General features: G+C 57.1%; 22 protein-coding genes. 16 read left to right on the top strand and 6 right to left on the bottom strand.

From position 1 onward, the window contains the following. Positions 1-315: 315 nt before the first annotated feature. Together EXR70_18545 and EXR70_18540 are read left to right on the top strand one after the other, a co-directional pair. On the top strand, positions 316-1,368 hold the full coding sequence (locus EXR70_18545; protein MSP40494.1) for an ABC transporter substrate-binding protein: 1,053 nt from the start codon (positions 316-318) through the stop codon (positions 1,366-1,368). Positions 1,369-1,677: 309 nt separating this feature from the next. Further along, complete coding sequence (locus EXR70_18540) at positions 1,678-3,390, top strand: hypothetical protein (GenBank protein ID MSP40493.1); 1,713 nt, start codon at positions 1,678-1,680, stop codon at positions 3,388-3,390. 91 nt (positions 3,391-3,481) lie between these two features. On the opposite strand, the gene EXR70_18535 is transcribed toward EXR70_18540, so the two are convergent. Further along, entirely contained in the window at positions 3,482-3,640 is a 159-nt protein-coding gene (locus EXR70_18535) for a hypothetical protein (GenBank protein MSP40492.1), read from the bottom strand. Here EXR70_18535 and EXR70_18530 point away from each other — a divergent pair. Then, the gene (locus EXR70_18530; GenBank protein MSP40491.1) at positions 3,566-4,054 is read left to right on the top strand and encodes a transglutaminase family protein; all 489 of its coding nucleotides are present in this window, start codon (positions 3,566-3,568) and stop codon (positions 4,052-4,054) included. The genes EXR70_18535 and EXR70_18530 overlap by 75 nt on opposite strands. Positions 4,055-4,101: 47 nt before the next feature. Here EXR70_18530 and EXR70_18525 read toward each other — a convergent pair whose 3' ends face one another. Both EXR70_18525 and EXR70_18520 read right to left on the bottom strand, forming a co-directional pair. Beyond that, positions 4,102-4,830 carry a serine protease gene (locus EXR70_18525; protein MSP40490.1) on the bottom strand — a complete coding sequence of 243 codons (729 nt, stop codon included), beginning with the start codon at positions 4,828-4,830 and terminating at the stop codon, positions 4,102-4,104. Between the two features lie 56 nt (positions 4,831-4,886). Beyond that, on the bottom strand, positions 4,887-5,864 hold the full coding sequence (locus tag EXR70_18520) for an ABC transporter substrate-binding protein (protein ID MSP40489.1): 978 nt from the start codon (positions 5,862-5,864) through the stop codon (positions 4,887-4,889). A gap of 194 nt (positions 5,865-6,058) precedes the next feature. On the opposite strand from EXR70_18520, the gene EXR70_18515 reads away from it, so the two are divergent. The 11 genes from EXR70_18515 to EXR70_18465 all read left to right on the top strand — a co-directional run bounded on the left by EXR70_18515 (position 6,059) and on the right by EXR70_18465 (position 16,817). Further along, complete coding sequence (locus tag EXR70_18515) at positions 6,059-6,490, top strand: MFS transporter (GenBank protein MSP40488.1); 432 nt, start codon at positions 6,059-6,061, stop codon at positions 6,488-6,490. Next, positions 6,472-7,221 (top strand): MFS transporter, encoded by a 750-nt coding sequence (locus EXR70_18510; GenBank protein ID MSP40487.1) that lies wholly within the window; start codon positions 6,472-6,474, stop codon positions 7,219-7,221. Before EXR70_18515 ends, EXR70_18510 begins: the two co-directional genes overlap by 19 nt. An 80-nt stretch (positions 7,222-7,301) precedes the next feature. Continuing rightward, the gene (locus EXR70_18505; protein ID MSP40486.1) at positions 7,302-8,282 is read left to right on the top strand and encodes an ABC transporter substrate-binding protein; all 981 of its coding nucleotides are present in this window, start codon (positions 7,302-7,304) and stop codon (positions 8,280-8,282) included. Positions 8,283-8,504: 222 nt separating this feature from the next. Further along, positions 8,505-9,515 carry an LLM class flavin-dependent oxidoreductase gene (locus tag EXR70_18500; protein MSP40485.1) on the top strand — a complete coding sequence of 337 codons (1,011 nt, stop codon included), beginning with the start codon at positions 8,505-8,507 and terminating at the stop codon, positions 9,513-9,515. A gap of 175 nt (positions 9,516-9,690) precedes the next feature. Further along, positions 9,691-10,680: an ABC transporter substrate-binding protein gene (locus tag EXR70_18495; GenBank protein ID MSP40484.1), complete on the top strand. Its 990-nt coding sequence runs from the start codon at positions 9,691-9,693 to the stop codon at positions 10,678-10,680. Between the two features lie 101 nt (positions 10,681-10,781). Continuing rightward, on the top strand, positions 10,782-11,549 hold the full coding sequence (locus EXR70_18490) for an ABC transporter ATP-binding protein (GenBank protein MSP40483.1): 768 nt from the start codon (positions 10,782-10,784) through the stop codon (positions 11,547-11,549). Between the two features lie 13 nt (positions 11,550-11,562). Beyond that, positions 11,563-12,384, top strand: coding sequence for an ABC transporter permease (locus EXR70_18485; protein ID MSP40482.1), 822 nt, complete (start codon positions 11,563-11,565; stop codon positions 12,382-12,384). Positions 12,385-12,463: 79 nt separating this feature from the next. Then, positions 12,464-13,453 (top strand): hypothetical protein, encoded by a 990-nt coding sequence (locus EXR70_18480; protein ID MSP40481.1) that lies wholly within the window; start codon positions 12,464-12,466, stop codon positions 13,451-13,453. A 165-nt stretch (positions 13,454-13,618) separates the two neighbouring features. Then, on the top strand, positions 13,619-15,076 hold the full coding sequence (locus tag EXR70_18475) for a hypothetical protein (protein ID MSP40480.1): 1,458 nt from the start codon (positions 13,619-13,621) through the stop codon (positions 15,074-15,076). 13 nt (positions 15,077-15,089) lie between these two features. Next, positions 15,090-15,620, top strand: coding sequence for a carboxymuconolactone decarboxylase family protein (locus EXR70_18470; GenBank protein MSP40479.1), 531 nt, complete (start codon positions 15,090-15,092; stop codon positions 15,618-15,620). A gap of 108 nt (positions 15,621-15,728) precedes the next feature. Beyond that, entirely contained in the window at positions 15,729-16,817 is a 1,089-nt protein-coding gene (locus EXR70_18465) for a hypothetical protein (protein ID MSP40478.1), read from the top strand. A 7-nt stretch (positions 16,818-16,824) separates the two neighbouring features. Here EXR70_18465 and EXR70_18460 read toward each other — a convergent pair whose 3' ends face one another. The 3 genes from EXR70_18460 to EXR70_18450 all read right to left on the bottom strand — a co-directional run bounded on the left by EXR70_18460 (position 16,825) and on the right by EXR70_18450 (position 19,918). After that, entirely contained in the window at positions 16,825-17,778 is a 954-nt protein-coding gene (locus EXR70_18460; protein ID MSP40477.1) for a hypothetical protein, read from the bottom strand. Between the two features lie 124 nt (positions 17,779-17,902). Beyond that, on the bottom strand, positions 17,903-18,988 hold the full coding sequence (locus EXR70_18455) for an extracellular solute-binding protein (GenBank protein ID MSP40476.1): 1,086 nt from the start codon (positions 18,986-18,988) through the stop codon (positions 17,903-17,905). A gap of 159 nt (positions 18,989-19,147) precedes the next feature. Continuing rightward, positions 19,148-19,918, bottom strand: a complete 771-nt coding sequence (locus EXR70_18450; protein MSP40475.1) for a hypothetical protein — start codon at positions 19,916-19,918, stop codon at positions 19,148-19,150. Between EXR70_18450 and EXR70_18445 the strand changes: the two genes are divergently transcribed. Next, positions 19,917-21,314 carry an ABC transporter substrate-binding protein gene (locus tag EXR70_18445; GenBank protein MSP40474.1) on the top strand — a complete coding sequence of 466 codons (1,398 nt, stop codon included), beginning with the start codon at positions 19,917-19,919 and terminating at the stop codon, positions 21,312-21,314. The two genes, EXR70_18450 and EXR70_18445, sit on opposite strands and share 2 nt — an antisense overlap. A gap of 12 nt (positions 21,315-21,326) precedes the next feature. Beyond that, a partial coding sequence (locus EXR70_18440; protein ID MSP40473.1) for a hypothetical protein occupies positions 21,327-21,972 on the top strand: 646 nt, incomplete at its 3' end.

Below are 21,972 nucleotides of genomic sequence, written 5' to 3'. Positions count from 1 at the left end.
GACGCACACACTTGGCCTATATCGAACCAACTCCAACAAGGTGGGGTTCCGCTATGGCCAGGTTTCTAACTTACGACCTCAACCCAACGCACTACCCTGACATAATCGCGTTGCTGTTAACATGACATATTGACGTTGCCACGACATGGCAAATTGAGCTTAGTTCATTGCCAATCGGAAAGAACTAGAGTTTCTCCCGCAAAGACGCAAAGTTCGGAAATCCAATTTTCTTAACTTCGCGCCTTTGCGACTTTGCGGGAGTTCTTCCGGGGTTCGATTGAGGCGTTCAATTCCGCTGGGCAAATTCATTCGGCTATGGTACGGAATGGCGAATCCAGGAGCGTTCGTATGACTAACAAACCCAGATGGCTTTTCGTTTCAACGCTCGTCGGAATCGTTTTTCTCAGCACAGCGGTTCGCGCCGCGGTACCCACGCCTATCCTTACCGCTTACGGCGGCCATAATGAAACCATGATCCCGATCTGGCTCGGCACCGAGAAGGGAATATTCCGAAAATACGGTTTCGATCTGCGTGCGCTGCAAACCCGCAGCGGGCCGATCATGATGGCGACCCTCGCCTCGGGCGGCACGCCGCTGGTCTGGGCCGCGCCGAGCAGTGCGCTCAGCACGACCGCCAGCGGCTTGAAGCTCGGCTGCTTCGCCGTCGGCAACAACCGCGTGCCGCGCGAAGTGATCGTCAGAAAAGGCATCGAATCGCTCGAAGACCTGCGTGGCAAAAGTTTCGGCGTGCAGAGCATCGGCGGCGGCTTTTGGATTTCCACCATGGTCGTGCTCGACGCCATGGGCATCGATCCGGACAAATATAAACTCAACATGCGCGTCATCGGCGACACCGCCACCGTCACCCAAGCGCTGATCACCGGCAACGTCGACGCCATGGTCGTGCCCTACAGCTACAGCGACATCGCCAAGCGCGCCGGCGCGAAAGCATTGGCCGACGCCGGCAAGTTGAATATCACGTACCAGGCTACCGTCATGTGCGCGCAGAAAGATTCCAGCGCCGTTTCGAACGACACCATGATCGCTTTGACCAAGGGCATCGTCGAAGCGCTGGCCTACATTCTAGACCCAACCAACAAGCGCGATGTCAGCGAGGTGCTCAAGAAAAACCTGCGCTTGAGCAAAGACGAAGATGTCGAAGCGTCCTATCGCGTCTCGCGCTTGCAAATGCCCAACCTCGACATCGCGCCGAACCCGGAAGCCTGGCGCACGGTGAAACGGCTGGTCGCCAAAGTAAATCCCAAAGTCGCCGACGTAGACTTGGAGCAAGTCATAGTCAACGGCCCGGCGCAATATTTAGAAACCAGCGGCTTCATGGCGGAAATGAGAAAGAAACTGCCGCTGTGACGAAATTCTATTCACCACGAAGGCACGAAGAGCACGAAGTAAAAACATATTGGCAAATTCAAAGCACGAAATCCGAAACTCGAAATTCGAAACAAACCCAAAATGATGAAAAATCAAAATTCCAAACTAACTCGATTCGGATTCGATGTTTTGGATTTTCCAAGTTTGAGATTTATTTGGCTGCATTTGTTTCGAGTTTCGATATTCGGATTTCGGATTTTGTTTCGCTAGCTTCCTAACACGATGAACTCTGTTGCAGTCGTTCTGTTGAAAATCTAAAGCGTTAGAAACAAACAAAGGAGACCCATCATGCACGGCGGACAAGTGATGTTGAAAGCGATCGAACGAAGCGGCATCGATTTTATTTTATCTTCTCCCGGCTCGGAGTGGCCGCCGGTATGGGAAGCGCTGGCTGAAGCAGCAGCGCGCGGCGCCAAGAAACCCAAGTACATCAACTGCCGCCATGAAGCGGTCGCCGTCGCCATGGCGGCGGGTTACACGAAAGTCACCAATCGGCCGCAGATGGTCATGCTCCACGCCACCGCCGGGCCGTTGAATGCCGCGATGACTCTGCGCGCCGCGCTGCATGAGCGCACGCCGATGGTGATCATCAGCGGCGAGATCGCCGCCTATGGCGAGAACACTAAAGTCGCCGATCCAGGTGGCCAGTGGTTGCACGACCTCACCGACTTGGGCGGCTCGCCCGACTTGCTGCGCGGTTGCGTCAAATGGGCCGACCGCATTTCGTCGGTGGAATTGTTGGGGCCGACCATCGAGCGCGCCGTGCGTATCGCCATGGAGCCACCCATGGGGCCGGTGCTGATCGGCATCCCGTTCGAGTGCATGATGGAACAGGTCGATGACATCGATCATGGTAAGGCGAACGAAGTGGCGCGTGCCCATGTTCTCGACGACGCCAGCATCGACAAAGCGTTAAGCCTCATCGCCGCGGCGAAGAATCCCATCGCATTGACGGAACATGTCGGCGGCGACCCGCGCGCCGTCGAACGCTTCGTCGAATTGTGCGAGCTGTTCGGCATTCCGGTGATGGAAACTTACCGCCCTGCGTTCATGAATTTTCCGCGCACCCATCCGCTCTACTTGCATCACGATCCCAAAGCGGTGGACGCGGCGGATTTGATTTTAATGGTCGACGCCGTCACGCCCTGGTATCCGGCGAGCAAAGCGCCGAAAAACGCTAAAGTGATTGCCATCGCCGATGAATTCCCAAATTCGCGCTTACCTTACTGGGGTTATAACATCGATCTCGCCCTGGTCGCGCCACCGGCGTCGACTCTTGGGCAGCTTGTGAAAAAAGCCAAAGCATCGGAGCAAGTCGCCGCCAATCGCGCGAGTTACGAAGCCCGTGCGGCACGCACGGGCGAACAGCACAACAATTATTTTGGCAAATTAAAAGCAGACGCCGAGAAACATGCGAACGACACGCCGATCGATCCGCGCTGGGCGGTGCATGCGCTCGGGCAAGCGCTGCCGGCGAATTCAGTGATCTCGGAAGAAACAACGGTTTACCGCAACCTGATCCAAGAAGCGATTCCGCGCAGCCAGACCCAATCCTATTTCGCCCGTGTCACCGGCGGCCTCGGCGTCGGTTTGAGTTACGCGCTCGGCGTGAAGCTAGCTATGCCCGACCGGCCGGTCTTCGCGCTCATCGGCGACGGCGCCTTTCACTACAACGCCGTGCCATCTTGCTTGGGCGTAGCTCAAGAATACGGCCTGCCGATCCATGCGGTAATTTTCAACAATGGCCGCTATCTGTCGATGGAAACCAGCTTGATCAAATATTTTCCCGACGGCGCGGCGAAAACCACCGGCGTCCACTTCGGCGCCGAGATCGGCCCGCGGCCCGACTACCAACACTACGCCAAAGCCCACGGCGGCGAAGGGTTTCGGGTCACCAAACCAGAAGAGATTAAGCTTGCGATAGAGCAAGCGTTGAAATGTGAGAAGGAAAAGAAGTTAACCGTAACCGATCTAGTGCTGAGCGATTTCAATCCACGCTAAGCGCCGGACGACAATCGCAGATTGGCAGCGCGACTTTTCTGTTCTCATCTAACCGAGCGCCCAACACCTCGCGTTATCGAGTCGGCCTAAGTTAGCGCTCGATCTCCGTGATAATCGCCGCGGCGAATTGTTTTGTCGTCGCCGTGCCGCCGAGATCGCGGGTGAGACAGTCGCCGTGCCAGAGGACTTTTTCCAACGCCGCGTCTATCCGGTTGGCCGCGGCGTGTTCATTGATGTGGCGCAGCATCATGGTCGCGGCCGTGATTATCGCCGCGGGATTGGCGATGCCCTTTCCCTTGGCGAGAAACTTGATGACGTTTTCCCGGGTCGGCGCGGCGTATGCCAGGACTTTAGCCACTTGATGATTTCGTGCTTGAGTTCCACCGGGCTGGCGGCGCGTTACGTGAGCGGTTATTTGCTCACGCGTCCGGCGCCCGGCAAGCCGCGGCGCGTCGGCGCCGACGCTTCTCATGCATGGGTATCTTTATTTGTTCCCGGTATGGGCTGGATCGACTTCGACCCGACCAATAGCCTTATGCCGTCGTTGGAGCATATCACCATCGGCTGGGGCCGCGATTTCGCCGACGTGACACCGTTGCGCGGTGTGATCAACGGCGGCGGCGAGCAAACTCTCGAAGTTAAAGTGACCGTCGAGCCCTCGTAGGGGCGGGATTCATTACAGCCTCGTCGGCACCTTTCATCGCCACCGCGCTACTCGGTTAATCTCAGCAGAACATCGGCATACCAGGCGCTGTTGAGATCCAATCGCTCGTCCTCATGAATATCGCGGTTGGTCATGTCCATGCGCCCGCAATGAACACCGAGCAGCATCCAGGCGAGATCGCCGCGGCCGGAACGCTCGCTCGTCACACGCGCAACCACCGGAGCTCCACTGGTGCCGCGGTGCATCCTAGCGTCGGTCAAAAAATAACCTTGTCCTTGAAAACGAATGCCGAACGCCGAGGCGACCACCGCTTGGCGCGCCACCGCTAGATGATGCAAGGTGTCGTGAAACCCCAATGGAAAACCGACAATCAGCACCGGAGTTCCGACTTCGATGCGATCCAATTCAGCGACGAGATGAGCCGCTGTAAACGCCGAGAGAATGATCGTTTCGGGCAGAGCTGTGCGCGCAATCTCCACGGCGACGATGTCGACGCTGCCACCGGAGTCTATCCCCTGGTGCCACAACGGTTGGTTTCCAGAATAAAGCGGCATCGACCAATGAATCACCGCGCCGATGTTTATCGGATCCACGTGCAGCTCAATTTCCAACCGGTCCGGCCGGTGATTACTGGCCTCATCGAGCACGACATGGCGGCTGGTCACGAGGAATAATCGGTCATCGCGCTCGAAGAAAAAACCGGTGGCGTTGGTCATGAGCATTTGACCCGCCAGGGTTGAAACCCGGGTTACCGCCAATAATAGTGATTCGATCAAGGTTGCGCTCCAGGATACAAAAAATAGCGAATTCCGCGGCAAACGCCCGAAGAAATTTATTCCTTGTAGACCGACTCGATGAAGCCGCTCTTTTCCAGTTCGTCGACCAGCGAAAAATCCACCAAGCGCTCCGCTTTGACATCGACTTTACCGATCGTGCCGCTGTCGATCACTTGCTGAATCCCTTTCAGCGTCGGCCGCGGTACGCGCAAAAGATGGCCGGCGTACTCTTGCCAATTGGCTTCGAGCAGCGCGTCGTCGTTGATCTGGGCGAACTTGCCGTAGACTTTCTTGGCGAACTCTTTGTCGGTTTTGAAGCGCTGCATGCCGCGGATGAACGCGCGCAGGTAGCGCAACACCGTGCCGCGCTTCTGCGCGATGTAAGCCCGCGTGGTGATCATCGCGCCGATGTTTTCTTCCAAGCCGAGCTGAGAAAAATCGACCAACTCGCGCATGCCCATCTGCTGCGCTTTTAAGTGGAATGGAAAGCCCATACGCTGAGCGTAAATTTTTCCCGCGACCATCGCCAGCAATCCCTCCGGCTGCCCGCCGGTCTGCATGATCGATACATCCTTGTTGGCGTCTAGACCATGTTTTTGCAGTGCGAAGCGCAGTACGTAATCCGAAGTCGAACCGAAGGTCGTGATGCCGACGGTTTTGCCCTTGAGGTCTTTGACCTCGCGAATCTCCGGCCGCGCCATCAAGCGGTGCTGCACCGCCCGGCTGATCGCGGCGATGACGACGGTGTCGGCGCCGCGCTGCACCGCCGGAATGATCGCCGGCTCGCCGGCATGAATGATCTGCGCGCTGCCCCCGAGCAACGCCGCGACGATGCGCGTGCTGCCGCCGACGCGCACATACTCAAGCGACAAACCTTCGCGCTCGAAGTATTTCGCTTCCTTGGCGATCACCGGAATCATCCAACTGCCGGCCGGACTCGGATAGAGCACCGTCATCCGTTCCTGCGCCCATAAGCTCGGCGCCGCTGTGGCACATAAAGTAAAACTAAGAAAAGCCAAAACAGCAACGTTCATCGCGTGAAGTTCCTCCGATAAATGATATTGTTATCCTGTAAACAAAATCGCCGCACAGTGCAGCACAACTGAATACTAAACATGTCAGAAAAATTTCTCCCTTGGTTCGACATGACAATGATTCCGAAGTTAGCGCCTTTGCGCCTTTGCGGGAAATATATCCGAATCCGAGAGCCCTCAAGTTCGAACTGACCATGACCACCGCTAACTCGACGTCAATCTGGACGCGGCCATTTGCTCTGCTCTGCGCGGCGCAATTCTTAGGCTACGCGCACCATTTTGTTTTGCAACCGACGTTGCCGCTCTACATCACCGACCTCGGCGGCGGGCCGTTTATCGTCGGCATCGTCATCGCCGCGTTCGGCATCACCAGCGTCATCGCCCGGCCGTTCATCGGCGCTTGGGTCGATTGTTGGCACGGCGGCGGCGTCATGGTTTCAGGATTGCTCTTTCTCGCCGGCAGCGTGCTGTTCTGCTTTTTGCCGTTCGTCAGCGCGACCATTCTGACTGACGGTCTGCGCGGCGTCGGCTGGGCGGCCCTCAACACCGGCGGCTACACCATGCTCGCCAGCAGCGCGCCGCCGGCGCGCCGCAAGTCTGCGGCACGATGTTTTTTCCCGCTGTAGCGTTGTGGATCATCGCCTTGCCCGCCAGCGCACCCATCGGCGGTTTTCGCGGCGCCTTCACGGTTTCACTCACTCTTGCGTTGATCGCCGCTGCACTCAGTGCGGCGTTGGTTCGACCGTCGATCGAAACGCCCCAGCCGGCATCGAGCGAAAGCGGAGAATCTTGGTGGCGCGAAATCGTCAACGTCTTCGACCGAAAAATTCTCCTCGCCGCGGCGCTGCTCTTTTGCTTGCAACTGTCGCTGCCCTGTCTCACCAGCTTCGTCGTGCTCTACGCCAGAGAGAAAGCCGTCGATCACTTCGCTTGGTTCTACGTCGTCAGCGGCGGCACCAGCCTGCTCGCCCGCCCGTTACTTGGCCGGGTATCGGACAAGATCGGTTGCGGCCGCTCATTGGTCGTCGCATTCATTCTCGAAATCGCCGGCTTGCTCTTGCTGCCGACGGTTTCCACTCTACCGGGAATCATGGTGGGCGGCGTCCTCTACATGATGGGCGCAGCCATCGGCAGCTCGCGTATTCTTGCTCTCGCCATGGAACAAGCGCCCAGCGAACGGCGCGGCCGCGCCATGGCGAGCTTCTCCATGGCGTTTCCGCTGAGCAACGGCATCGGCGCGTTTTTGAATGGCTGGGTCGTCGACCTCGCGGGATATGAGTGGATGTACGTCACCGCTGCGGCGCTGTGCAGCACCGGACTCATATTCACGTGGAAATATTGGACTAAGTTAAAATGATTTTTGCCGCGGCTTGTTGAGATCAGCGAGATGCGCTAAGCAGGATAAGCCCAAGCAATCGAATCGAAGGAGGCCCCAAGATGAAGGCTCGTCTATTTGCGCTCGCGATCTTAATCGCGATCGCTTCAGCCCTCCCGGCGCAAGCGAGAAGCTACATCGCCTACATCTCCGATTCGAGCAACTCTTCGGTGGTCTACTGGATCGCCAAGGAGGTCGGCATCTTCAAAAAACACGGCCTCGATCTCGATACGATTTTTATCGACGGCAGCGTGCGCGGCATTCAGAGTTTGATCGCCGGCGATCTCGGCTACAGCGGCGCGGTCGGCCCGGCGGTGATCAATGCCAATCTCGCCGGCGCGGAAGTCGCGATCGTTCAAAGTCAGATGAATACCCTGACCTATTTCATCATCGGTAAAGCCAGCATCAAATCGCCGGAAGATCTGCGCGGCAAAACCGCGGCGGTGCACATCCCCGGCACTTCGGCCGATTTCGCCATGCGCTTGGCATTAACCAAGGTCGGAATTCCGTACAAAGACATCAAAGCCGTGACGCTGGGCGGCGCGCCGCCCAGGCTCAACGCGACGATAAACGGCCAGACCGATTTCACCATCGTTAGCGAAGGGGAAAAACTCCAGGGGGAGAAAAACGGCCTCAAGGTGATCATCGACATGGCCAAGCTCAAAGTGCCGTTTCAGTTTAACTGTACCGTCGCGACGCGCAAAAAACTGCGCGAGAATCCCGACGAAGCGCGTCGCGTGGTATGGGCCTTGGCCGAAGCCGGCCACTTCTTCAAGACGCAAAAAGAAACCGCTCTCAAAGTCATGCAAAAATACACCCGAGGTTTGGACCGCGCCGTGCTCGAAGGCGCCTATGCGGCGAACTTTGAATTTCTCGTCGAAGACACCTACCCGACGCTCGAAGGTTTGAAGCAGACACTCGACGTCCAAGCCCTCACCGACCCGCGCGCCACCAAAGCCAAAGCGGAAGATTTCGTCGACCTGCGCTTCGTCGACGAACTGAAAAAAAGCGGCTTTGTCGATAAACTTTATGGGCGGCGGTAGTATCGACAATATTGATCATCGGCTCTTCAGCCATTTGTGTGGATCCTGTATGTCGCACAGATAGTTTTGTTCACCACGAAGATCACGAAGGACACGAAGGGGTCGGATGATTAAAATTTCGAACTTCGTGATCGTAGCCAGTGGTGAGCCAGTCGAACCATGTCCTTCGTGATAAAAAACCTTTTTCACAGTAACCCTGCAAAAACCTAATCATTCGGGAGCATGACGCTTGTGAAATTCGGCATTTTCGTTTTCGGCGACAATCATCCTGAGCTCGGCCGCTCCAACCAGAAATATTTCGAAGAAGTTTTAACCATCGCCGATTGGGCCGAGGAATTGGGCTTCGATTCTTTTTGGTTGGGCGAGCATCATCTCTACTGGTACGGCACCTGCGTGTCGCCGCCGATGATGATCGCGGCGATCAGTCAGCGCACCAAGAAGATTCGTTTAGGCCCGGCCATCGCCGTGCCGTCGTTTCACAATCCGCTGGTCCTCGCCGAAGAGTACGCGCTGGCCGACAATCTCTCCAACGGCCGATTGGAATTCGCTTTGGGCAGCGGCTTTTCGCCGGTGGAGTTCAAGACCTTCGGCATGACAATGGAGGAAGCCAAAGAACGCTTTTGGGAAGGCACCGATGTCATTCTCAAAGCCTGGCGCGAAGAAAAATTCACGCACCATGGCAAGTACTACCATTACGATGACGCGACGCTTTACGTGAAGCCGGTGCAGCAACCGATGCCGCCGATTTGGTTAGCGGCGTCGAGCGACGACACGTTGGTCAAAGCCGGCCAGCTCGGCTGGCCGATGATGGGCATTCCGTTCGCGCGCTCGAACCATCTCGCCGACGTGAAAGTCAAAAACGATCTTTACCTGGATTCCTATCGTAAGAACGGCCACGTGGCCGCGCCGTCGATCATGGTCGCCATGCATGTCTGTCTGCACCAAAACGACGGCGCAGCCGCTCAGCTCAGCCGGCCGTATTTTGAGCGCGTCACGTCGTTTACCAAAACCCATCGGCGCCCGGGCGCAAAAATCCCCGACTTCGACGAAGTGAAACGAGAGAAGCTCGGCGTCTTCGCCACGCCGGAAGAAGCTGTGGAAATTTTTCGCGCTTACGAAAAGATCGGCGTGACCCACGTCATCGCCATGGTCAACTTCGGCGGCCTGCCGATGGCCGACGCGCGCCGGACGTTGGAATTGATGGCGCGTGAAGTGTTTCCAAAAGTCAAATGACGCCCGTCTCGATTCATGTCCCCGCTCCCGCGGCGCGGGAGAGGGCGAGGGTGAGGGTCTGATCGTGAACTAAAATCTCACTTCGAATGGATCATAGTTCGCACGACACATTGACAGACCAACCACACCAGCATAATGAATTCAGCCAAGGCAAACTCTTTTATTGAGGTGACCCATGAAACTTTTTCACGCATCCTTATGGCTGGTTATCTTCGGCATCGGCCTCCTATCACACGTTGATCGAGCCGGCGCGCAAAAACCGCCGGCCAAACTCACCGTCAGTTACAGCGCCGCCGGCGGGCAGTATATCAATGTGTTCGTCGCCAAAGAGTTCGGCATCTTCGATAAGCATGGCCTCGATGTCACGCTCAATCAGATCAACAGCAGCTCCCAAGCGGTTGCCTCGCTACGATCCAACAGCGTCGAGGTCGCCATGGGTCCGGCGGGCGTTATCTACGATGCCATCGCCAAGGGCGTCACCGACTTCTCGATCTTCGGCGAGTGCATGCCCTGGACCGTGCTCGAAGTCTGGGTGCAGCCGCAAATCAAAACCGTGAAAGATTTGGTCGGCAAGACCATCAGCTCGACCAATCCCAATTCCCTCGGCGATCTGATGACCGGCGTCTGGCTCGCCAAGCATGGAATCAAAAAATCGGAGGTCAACATCGTCTACCTCGGCGGCTTGGCAAATTTGATAAGCGCCATGAAGGCGAACAAAACCGAAGCGACCATGATCCTGCCGCCCCTCGGTGAGCAGCTTCTTCCTTCCGGACAGAAACGACTTGGCGATTTGCGCGACATCGCCTACTCCAATCAAGCCTGGACCACAACCAAAACGTACGCGGCGAAAAATAGCGACACCTTGCAGCGTTTCGCCGCCGCCGTCACCGAAGGCATCGCCTTCGTCAAACGCAACAAAGCGAAAACTCTTACCGTGCTGCCGAAATATGCCGGCGTGACCAACGAAGAGTGGAACGCCTATGCTTATGAATTTTTCACCCCGCTCTTGACCATCGTGCCGCGGGTCACGCCGGAGCTGGTCAAAGCGACCCAAGAACTTTCCACCGTCGAGGAAACCCGCAAGCTCAACTTGAAGCCCTATATCAACAACAACTACATCGACAAGCTGGCGGCTTCGGGATTCATCGACAAGTTGTATAAATAAAAGTAGGGGCGGGTCGTGACCCGCCCTCGCCCCCAATTCACGCGTGCGCATGCATGAATTGGAGAAATCTCTCGTCGCGCCGCCGACCATCCAACGAACCGATGCCGAACAAAATCACCGCCCGCGACGTCGCCATCGTCTATCGCGGCAAACTCGGCCGCGAACCGGTGCTCGCCTGCCACTGCGTCGATCTCGACGTTGCCGAGGGTTCGTTCGTTTCTATCGTCGGCCCCAGCGGCTGCGGCAAGACTACGTTTCTCTACGCCGTCGACGGGCTGTTGCCGATCAATGGCGGTGAAATTCGCGTTGACGGAAAACTTATCAAAGGTCCAGGCACGGACCGCGCCATGGTTTTTCAAAGCGCCTCGCTGCTACCCTGGCGCAGCGTCTGGTCGAACATCACCTATGGCCTAAAACTCAAAGGCAATTTCCGCCAAGCGCAAAGCGCGCGCATCGACAGCCTGATCGACATGGTCGGCCTGCGCGGCTTCGAACAGCGCTTTCCCTCTGAACTTTCCGGCGGCATGCAGCAGCGGGCGAACCTCGCCCGCGCCCTCGCCGTCGATCCCGATATCTTGCTGCTCGACGAGCCCTTCGCATCGGTGGACGCGCAGACCCGCGAGAAACTGCAAGTGGAGTTGACCGAGATCTGGGCGCGGACGAAAAAGACCATGTTGTTCGTCACCCATGACATCGCCGAAGCGGTGTTTCTTTCCGATCATGTGATCGTCTTTAGCGCGCGGCCTGCGCGCGTGAGCGCCATCGTCAATATTGAAATGGCGCGGCCGCGCTCACTAGAAACCAAGCATAGCGTGCAGCTGCAAGCATATGTAAAACAGATTTGGAATTTGATCGAATCGCCGACTTGATCGCGAGGCCCCCATGTCAACCACCGTCAGCGAAACCACGCCAAGCCAATTTACTAAACCGCTACCGACCCTGCCGCCGGTGCCGTGGAGTGAACGTTATTTCCGTCTGTTGTGGGGCAGCGTCGGCATCCTCGGTTGCTTGCTGCTCTGGCAACTCGGCACTTCGACCGGCGTGCTCGATTCGCTCTTCGTCAGCTCGCCCCTCGAAGTGTTGCGCACGGCGATTCGCATCTTGCCGTCGTCGGAATTTCTCGGCCACTTGATCAGCACGGCGCAAAGTCTTTTTCTTGGCCTTTTCATCGCCGTCGTCGTCGGCGTCTTCGTCGGCTTGCCCATCGGTTGGTTGCCGCGCTTGAACGCGACCTTTGAACCGGTGATCGCCGCGGTTTACGGCGTGCCGTACATCGCCTTTCTGCCGGTGATCATCATGTGGACCGGCATCGGCATGACTTCCCGGGTGATCATCGTTTTCTGGTCGGCGGTCTTTCCGTTGATCATCAATTCGATTCAAGGCGCGCGCGAAGTGGACGACAACTATTTGCGCGTCGGCCGAAGTTTTTCCGCGACAAATTTACAATTGTTCTTCACCATCACGCTGCCCTCTGCGGTCCCATATATTTTAGCGGGATTGAGAACCAGCATCGGCCGCGCCATCGTCGGCGTCGTGGTGGCGGAATTTTTCATGTCGTCGAAAGGTTTGGGCTACTTTATCAATCTCAAAGCCAACGCCCTGGAAATGGCGCCAGCCTTCGTCGCCATCGTCCTGCTGGCGCTGTTCGGTATCATCCTGGTTAGCCTCGTCACCTATATCGAAAACCGCTTCTGCAACTGGTAAAAAGAAATGGCGCTAACCATGCGCATCGCATTCTTAATCCGATCCCCTCTCCCCCTGGGAGAGGGAGAGGGCAATCTCCATGCACAATAAAATCACTCGACGAACTTTTTGCTCGATGATCTTGGCTCTGCCCGTTGCAGCTCGGGCGCAGCAGCCGAAGAAAGTTCTGCGGATAGGGTATCTCTCGCAAGCCGATGCAGCTACTGAGTCCGCCCGTGCCGAGGGAGTTCGACTGGCTCTGCGCGAGCGTGGCTACATAGAAGGACAGAACATCGCCACCGAGTACCGATATGCGGAGGGGAAGTACGATCGGCTCCCTGAGCTTGCGGCCGAGCTGGTGCGTCTCAAGGTTGATCTCATCTTGGTAGGAGGGGGTTTCGCGATCCGGGCGGCCATGAATGCGACCAAGGCAATTCCCATTGTTATGACGGGCCGTGGGGTCGATCCTGTCGAGGCGGGCTTTGTTGAAAGCCTTGCGCGTCCCGGCGGCAACGTCACGGGCATTACAAACCTTACCAGACAACTAGGCGGGAAGCGGCTGGAGCTGTTCAAAGAAGCCCTTGCCAAACTTAACCGTGTTGCGGTCCTCTACGATCCGACCGCTCCGGCCAGTGTACTCGAAGTGAAAGAGGTTCTCCCAGTCGCGGTGCGCGCGCTGAAGTTGATTCTTCAGCCTTGGGAGGTACGAGCTGCGGACGGTTTCGCGAAGGTATTCGCTGCGCAAAACAAGCAGCGCCCGGATGGAGTCTACGTGCTCGGAACCGCGCTAATAAATGCTAACCAAAAACGGATCGTGGACTTTGCGTTAAAGAGCCGGTTGCCGTTGATGTGCAGCACCACAGAAGCCGTAGAAGCGGGTGGGCTCATGTACTACGGGGCGGACACCGCGGAGAGCTACCGGCGCGTCGCATATTTCATCGACAGAATTTTGAAGGGAACCAAGCCAGCCGAGTTACCGGTGGAGCAGCCGATGAGGTTCGAGCTGGTGGTGAATCTCAAAACGGCGAAACAGATCGGCGTGACCATCGACCCCAATCTGCTGGCGCGCGCGACTCGGATCATTAAATAGGAACAGGCATCAGACAAAAATAACAATTCTCGATTGCGATTCCCTCTCCCTCTGGGAGAGGGCGAGGGTGAGGGCATCGAAGTCATGAACGCGCGCCCTCACCTCTATCCTCTCCCAGAGGGAGAGGAAGTAAGATGGAGTTGTTAAAGGAATTCGCCAACACCCATGATCGAAGTCTATTTCCAAGACACTACCATCCGCGACGGCGCCCAGAGTTTATGGGCTTACAACATCCGCACCGGCATGATCGCGCCGATCTGCGAACAATTGGATGCCGCCGGCTTCGAAGCCATCGAGCTCGGCGGCCCGATTGAATTGCCCAAATGCGTCAAGGAGCTGCGCGAAGATCCCTGGCAGCGCTATCGGTTGATCATCCCGAAATTCACACGCACGCCGCTCCGTTTGGTCCACGGCACGCGCAGCGGCTTCGCGATTTATCCCGACGCGCTGCATCAACTCTTCGATACTTGCATGGCCAATGTCGGCGTCAGCGAAGTGCGCATTTCGGATTCGTGGAACGATGCGGCGGATTGGGCCTGGCGCGTCAAGCAAGCGAAGAACGCCGGGCTGAAACCGATCATTAATTTAATTTACACCGTCTCGCCGCGCCACACCGACGAATATTACGCCGCGAAAATTCTTGAAGCCAAAGCGCTGGAGGTCTACCGGGTAATTTTCAAAGACCCGGGCGGCATTTTGACGCCCGAGCGCACCAAGACCGCGGTGCCGGCGATTTTGCAAGCCGCCGGTGACATGACCGTCGAACTACACACCCACTGCACGACTGGGCTCGGCACGTTGTGCTGCTTGGAAGCGATCAAAGCCGGCATGACCCATATCAACACGGCGATCCCGCCGCTCGCCGACGGCTCGGGCAATCCGTCGCTGTTCAATGTCGCCATGAACGCGCGCGCGCTTGGCTACAAGACGATGATCGACGAAGCGCCGCTGCGCCAGGCGGCAAAGTTTCTCACAGCCTGCGCCAAGCAGGAAAACTTGCCCGTCGGCAAAACACCGGAATACGACTACGCGCAATACGTGCATCAAATCCCCGGCGGGATGATTTCCAACCTGCGCCATCAACTGAGCCGCGTCGGCATGGACAACAAGATCGATCAGACGTTAGAAGAGGCCGCCCAAGTGCGCGCCGACTTCGGCTATCCGATCATGGTCACGCCGCTGTCGCAATTCGTCGGCAGCCAGGCGGCGATCAACGTGATCGTCGGCGAGCGCTACAAGCAGGTCACCGACCAGACCATCGAATACGCCATGGGCATCTGGGGCAAAGAAGGCGCCGAGTTCATGGACAAGAACGTCAAAGAAAAAATCTTGAACCGCCCGCGCGCCAAAGAAATCGCCGACCGGCCGCATCCCACCGACACGCTGCAAGAGCTGCGCAAAAAATACGGCGGCAAGAACGACGAAGAAGTTTTACTGCGTTTCTTTTCCAGCAAAGAGGAAGTTGACAAGATGTACGCCGCCGGCCCGGCGCGAACCTACGCGGCCAACGGCAATCCACTATTGGACTTGGTCGCGCAACTCGCCAAACAAAAGGAACGCAACAGCGTATTCATTCAACGACCGGGTTTTTCCCTGCGCATGAGCAAGCGCAGCGAGATTTGAACCGAGGTAAACCATGGCGCGTGTGCCGTTAATCGAAGAAACCGAACATCCCGAGCTCGCCGACTCCATCGCCAAAATCAAAGGCGCGCGCGGCGGGCGGCTGATCAACATCTATCGCCTGATGCTGCACAGCCCGGCGCTGGCCAACGCTTGGTTCGATTTGAATCAAGCCGTACGCTACGGCACCGAGATCGACGGCCAGAGCCGGGAGATCGCGGTCATCCGCGTAGCGATTCTGAATAACGTCGAGTACGTCCAGCAAGCGCACGGTCCCGCCTATGCGTTAAAAGAAGGCCTCACGCCGGAGCAGGTCGTCGCGATCGCGGACTGGCAGCCGTCGAAGCTTTTCAGCGAATCACAGCGCGCGCTGCTCGCCTACACCGATGCCATGACCCGCGCCATCGACGTACCCGACAATATCTTCGCCGACGTGCGAAAACATTTTAGCGAACGGCAAGCCGTCGAACTGACCATGCTGATCGGTGCCTACAACATGCTGACCAGATTTCTGAAAGCGTTGAAGGTAGACCCCGAACCGACTTAAGTTCCCTCTCCCTCTGGGAGAGGGCTAGGGTGAGGGCAAATCCGATTCGGTCGCCCTCACCTCAGTCCTCTCCCAAAGGGAGAGGATGTAAGATCAGAGATTGAGAACATGACATCGCCCCATTTCAAATTCGTCGTCGAAAACGACACCTTCCTGCGCTTGATCCAGGTCGTGCTCGATCCAACGGCGCCGGCGGAACGCATGGAAGCCTTCGCCCATTTCTGCTTGCACGATCTGCCCGACTTTCGCGCCTGGTGTGAGCGCGTGCGCGCGCAAGCAAAGAATCTTTTTCCAGCGGATGTCCGCCTCGTCGACGATCAAGATGAACTGCGCGCCAATCTCACCAATGCCAACGTCGCCGTGGTCGAAGAACTCAACTTCGGTGCCAATGAAATCGCCGCGGCGGGCAGCTCGCTAAAATTCGTCCAGAAATACGGCTTCACCACGCGCAACATTGACGAAGACGCTTGCGCCAAAGCCGGCGCGAAAATCTTAACCATCAGACGCCGGGCCAATATCTCCACGGCGGAACAAGGGCTGATGCTCATGCTCGCGCTGGCGCGCCAAGTGACGCACAATGCGAATTTAATCAGCGTCGAGCAGCTCAAAGCCGCCGGCTACGCGCCGACGACTTACAATCGCGCGCACACGCCCAACGGCAACTGGGCGCGCATTCCCAACATGGTCACGCTTTACCAAAGGCAGTTAGGCATTGTCGGCTTGGGCGAGATCGGCAGAGAGCTGGCGCTACGCGCCATTGCGCTCGGCATGCGCATCGTCTACAGCCAGCGCACGCGCTTGCCGGCGGAAGTCGAACAAAAATTTCAAGCGACCTACTTATCCTTGGAAGAATTGCTCGCCACGTCGGACTTTGTCAGTCTGCACCTGCCACGCAGTCCGGCGACGGTTAATTTTATTGGCGAACGGGAACTCGCGACGATCAAACCGGGAGCGTTTCTAATCAACGTCTCCCAGCCCAATCTGGTCGAGCGCAACGCGCTATGTCGCGCGCTAGAATCCGGGCGCTTAGGCGGCTTCGGTCTCGACACTTTTTACGAAGAGCCGGGCGACGCCGGCGATCCACTGATCAAATTTCCCAACGTCATCGTCACGCCCCACTTGGGCGGCTCGCCGCGCTGGAATTCCCTCGACGACATCGAAGAAGTGATCGTCAACCTTGGACGAGAGTTGCCTTGATCTTCCGCTAGCTTTTTGTTTTTCGACGTTTTCCGGGTGTCCTCGATTTTACCTGGGAGTCAACAACGTCGGACAGCGTCATCAGTAGCGGCGCCGTTGCCGGCTTAATCTCGCGCCCCTCTGCAACTTCGCGAATGTTCGTTAACAATAACCTCTGAGCCGCCTCATTCGCTTCAGTCGGTACAATCAGCGGCTCCACTCTTCCCTGGACATTCTTCCGATGCAAATTAAACAAGTAGCGCGCGTGCGACCGGTCGTCGATGGGCACCTGCCAGCTTACCAATTGGCCGCCCCGTGCGCGCGGCGATGCAGTCGCGACCAAAAGGGGTAGTAAAAAACTTTGTACCTGTACCCGTCGCTTGTCTTCATCGAACCAGCTAACCGCATAAAATTGCAAGCCGCCCTTGATTGCTTCGACTTTGATGACGCCGGTCGGATCATCGTAGCTCTCAATGGCGGAAAGATAATTGCTCTCCACTGTGGCACGCACGACAACCAAATCTTCCGACGAGCCAGATAGAAAGGGAAAATCCGGCGACGCCGGCGGCTCGCCCGGACCCATATAAGTAAAAATAACTCCGCCCGCTTCGATGCACGGATATGCCGGCTGGCCAACGTCCCAGCGCCGCTCCTTTTCCGGCAGCCAATCGCCGCGCAACACCACCTTGCCGCAGTTGTCGAACAGCCAGCCGTGATACATGCAGCGAAGCCCGTCTGGCTCGACCCGGCCATAGATCATGTCGACGCCTTGATGCGCGCACCAGCGGCCGATCAACGCCGGCTTGCCCTCACCGTCGCGAAACAGAACCAACTCTTCGCCGAACAATTGCACCGGCAGCGGCTTGTCCGCCGATAATTCTTCCGACAAAGCCGCCGGCTGCCAGTAACGCCGCATCAACTCGCCGCACGGCGTGCCCTTGCTCGTTTGCGTTAATAAATTGTTTTCTTCTTCAGTGATCATCGTAAGGCTCTCAAATCGGGTCAAGATTGTTTCTCACCACGAAGGACACGAAGAGCACGAAGGTCGGAAAATTATTTATTCGAACCCTTCGTGTCCTTCGTGCTCTTCGTGGTGAACATCTTAGTTACTTCAGTACCGCCTCCGCCAGCTTCGCTCCCGGCGTCCACGAATTGTTGCATTTATCTTCAGTGAAATTTTGCACGCGGCGAAACTCTTCCACCGTCAGCATATCCTTGGCCGCCTGGCCATCCAACCCCTTGGCATCGACATCGAGCCGGCGCGACGGCTGTTGCGCGGTGCGGTTGTGCAGGTCTTGTCCTTCGCGGCTGAGCAGCCAATTGAAAAACACCTTTGCCGCATTGGGGTGCGGCGCGCCTTTGACGATGCCGAGGATACCGTTGCCCCCACTGACATAGGTTCCTTCTTTAAACGTCGGCAAATGTTTCACCGGCAAATTGGCGTCGAGAAAGGCATCGAAGTCGCGGTAGCCCACGCCAATGGTCATCGCCAAACTGCCCTTCGCCAAAGCGTCGGCGATCTGGCGCGCGTTGCGGCTGACGAACAACTCTTGCTGCGCCAGCTTGCGAATGTACTCCTCGCCCTTGGTGTCTAGCAGAAACGCCCACATGGCCAATCCGCCGCCCGGCACGCGCGGATCGCGCAGACCGATCTTGCCTTTCCATTTGGTATCGAGCAGATCGTTGTAACTGCGTACATCCTGGGGCTTGACCAAATTGGTATTGTAATAAATCGACGGCGTCATCTGCGCGACAAAGCTGTAGAGCAAATTTTTGCCGCTCTGATTATCCGCCCATAGATGACCGCCGAACCATTTCGCCGGATCTTTGACTTCGGGAAGAATCATCGCCGGCGCCAGCGGCTCGTAGACATCCGATTTGAGCAGCGAGTTGCCGGTGCAAGGGCCGATCAAGAAGGCATCGACGGAAGCCGCGCCCGCCTGCTTTTCGGCGACGATCTTGCTCATCAAGCTCGGCCCCGGCGATTGAATAAATTCGCTGTCGAGATCGAAACGTTTCTTCAACGCCGCCTGCGTTTCGATGCGAAAATCGCTCCCCGGCGGCGCGCCGATGACAACTCGGCCTTCCTTCTTCGCCGCCGCGACTAGCCGTTGCCACTCCGGGTTTGGTTCAGCCGCGTTGGCAAGCGAAACAACTAAGCCCGTCACAATGGCAAGAACTACTCGTCTCATTTACTTCCAACCTCGACCTTTTGTAAATGATTCTTTTCCCATCCGTCATTCCCGCGAAAGTGGAAATCCAGGGGAAGGGCGGACACGCAGGTCCGCCCCTGCAGGAAAAACTTGGATGCCCGCCTGCGCGGGCATGACAAACCTGCTTCCCGATTGTAATCAGGAAGTGTAAAGCTCTCCATAATTCCGGATGCCAATCACTCGATGGCGATTCTCCACTTCTAAATACACTTTCAACGTTGCGCGGCAAAGCGGAGTTGGAACGTTCAGCCTTTCGCCTTCGCGAATCACCGCGCCGATGATGCCGTCCACTTCGGTCTTCTCGCCGCGTTTCAAACCACCACCAGTTTCTTTTTCATCTTTCCACGTCCGCGCCATCTCTTCCACTGTCGCCATTCTTTGCGTTAGCGAACGGCTCGGATGAAAATCGTTGGGATCGTACTCCGCAAGTTTTTCCAAGCGTGCGCCAGCGGCCTCGCCGACTTTGACGATCTCAGTGATAAATTCGGCGAATAGCCGCCGATTCGCTTCGCTCTGCCAAATCGCCGGCATTTTTGCATCGGCGATCCAACTGAGCATACGCATGCTGGTAAAGGTCAGCTTGCTCCACATGACACCGTACATGTTATCGGCGATCTTAGTCGGCATCACCGGATCGAGCATGGCGTGCAACGCTTCGAGCTGCGTCGTGCGCCGGGCGTGAATGTGGCCGATGTAGAGATAACCGTTTTGATAAGTACGCACATGGCCGGGAGCAATTTTAATGCTGCGCATGCGCACCACCACGCCCACCGCGCGGTCCGCGCCGACGCGCTCGGCCACCAGCGGCAGATTCATGCCATTTTGCAACGAAACGACCACCGCGTCGTTGGTCATGTGAATCGCCAGCGCATCCAGAACATCCTTGGTTCCTTCCGACCTAACCGCCATGAAGACAAGATCGAACTATCCCGACACTTCGCTGGGAAATAAAATCTGCGGCGTGACCGTGAACGAATCGCCGGGCAGATCGACGCGCAAGCCGGCGCTGCGCACAGCTTCGACATGTTCGCGATCGACATCGCAAAAAGTTAGATCATGCCCGGCGCGCACCAACCGCCCGCCAATAATGCCGCCGACCTGGCCCGCGCCGACTAGAATCATGCGCATCGGATTAAAATTCCTTCCACGCCGTAATAATAATCGTGATCCCTTCTCAATGCCAACTCTCGCCAGATTGCAGAGCCCGACGTCAAACGTTATATTCCGCCAAATCTTAGCTATCCGCTCCCACGTCCGATCCCCTCGCCCACGCCAGTGGGAGAGGGCTAGGGTGAGGGCAAAGGAGTTAAATGTGCGCGAGTCGTTATCATTTCTAACTCTCATCTTTATTTTCAATTGTACATTGTTCATTCAATCCGTATTCGCTCAAGAGCGCGTGCGCATCGCCTGGGCCGGCAGCACGCCGTCCAACACACCCACCTGGGTGGCCGAGCAAAAAGGCTTTCTCAAAAGGAACGGTTTGAACGCCGAGCTGATCAACATCAGCGCCAGCACCATCGTCGTCCAGGCGCTGCTCACCGGCGAAGTCGACATGACCATCGGCACCTCGGCGACGCTGGTCACGTCGCGCTTGGCCGGCGCCGACACGGTCGTCATCTTTGCCAACGTGCCACACTTCGTCGATCACGTCGTCAGCGCGCCCAACATCACCAGCGTCGAACAGCTGCGCGGCAAGATCGGCGGCGTCAACCGCTTGGGCACGACTTCGGATTCCGGACTGCGTATCGGCCTGCGCCGCTTCGGTATCGATCCCGACAAAGACACCCAGATCATCGCCGCCGGCGAAAACCCCCAGCGCCTGGCCGCGCTGACTAAAGGCATCGTGCAATACACAATCATCAGCGAACCGCACGTGCGCGAGGCGGAGAAATTGGGCTTCAAAGATTTAATCGACTTCGGCACCATGAAAATTCCCTTTCACTGGAACTGTCTGGTCACCACCGAGCGCGTCATCAAAGCTAAGCGGCCGATGGTCGCCAAAGTCGTTAAGGCTTTCAGCGAAGCGATCCATTACATCAAGACCGACAAGGAAGGTGCGAAGGCGATCATCGGCAAAAATCTAAAAATGACCGACCCCGAAGGTTTGGAGCGCGCCTACCGCGGCTACAACGCCGCCTTCCCGGAAATCCCCAAGCCGTCCACCGACGGCGTTAAAACATTACTCGACGACATGGCGCCGAAAAATCCTAAAGCCGCCAGCGCCGATCCGAGAACCTTCGTCGATCAGAGCTTCGTCCAAGAGCTGGAGAACGCCGGTTTTTACAAACAGCTCTACAAAAAATAGTTGGGAGGCGTCGTGAAACGATACGCACTTGCCGTCGGATTATTTTTTATCGTCATCGTCCAAACCGGCGCCGCCAGCGCCCAAGAGCGCATGCGCATCGCCTGGGCCGGCAGCACGCCGTCGAACACGCCGATCTGGGTCGCCGAGCAAAAAGGCTTTTTCAAAAAGAACGGCTTGAACGCCGAAGTCATCAACATCAGCGCCAGTACCATCGTGATCCAGGCGCTGCTCACCGGCGAAGTCGACTTCATCGTCGCGCCTTCGGCAACCTTGGTCACATCCAAACTCGCCGGCGCCGACACGATCATGGTGTCGACCAACCTGCCGCTGTTTATCGATCACATCGTCTCGCTCGGCAGCATCACGACCATCGAACAGCTCAGGGGCAAATTCGGCGGTGTAAACCGCTTGGGTACGACATCCGACATGACGCTCCGACTCGCCCTGCGCCGCTTGGGAATAGACCCGGACAAGGAAACAAAAATCATCGCCACGGGTGAAAATCCCCAGCGCCTCGCTGCCCTGGCAAACAATATCACCCAGTTCACGCTGCTCGGCGAACCGCTGGTGCGCGAAGCCGAGAAGCTCGGCTTCCGCGATCTCTACGACATCGGCCAGTTGAAAATCCCCTATCATGTCAATGCCATCGTCACGCGGG

This window comes from Deltaproteobacteria bacterium, assembly GCA_009692615.1.
Lineage (GTDB): Bacteria > Desulfobacterota > Binatia > UBA9968 > UBA9968 > DP-20.
This window is presented reverse-complemented; position numbering and strand designations above follow the sequence as displayed.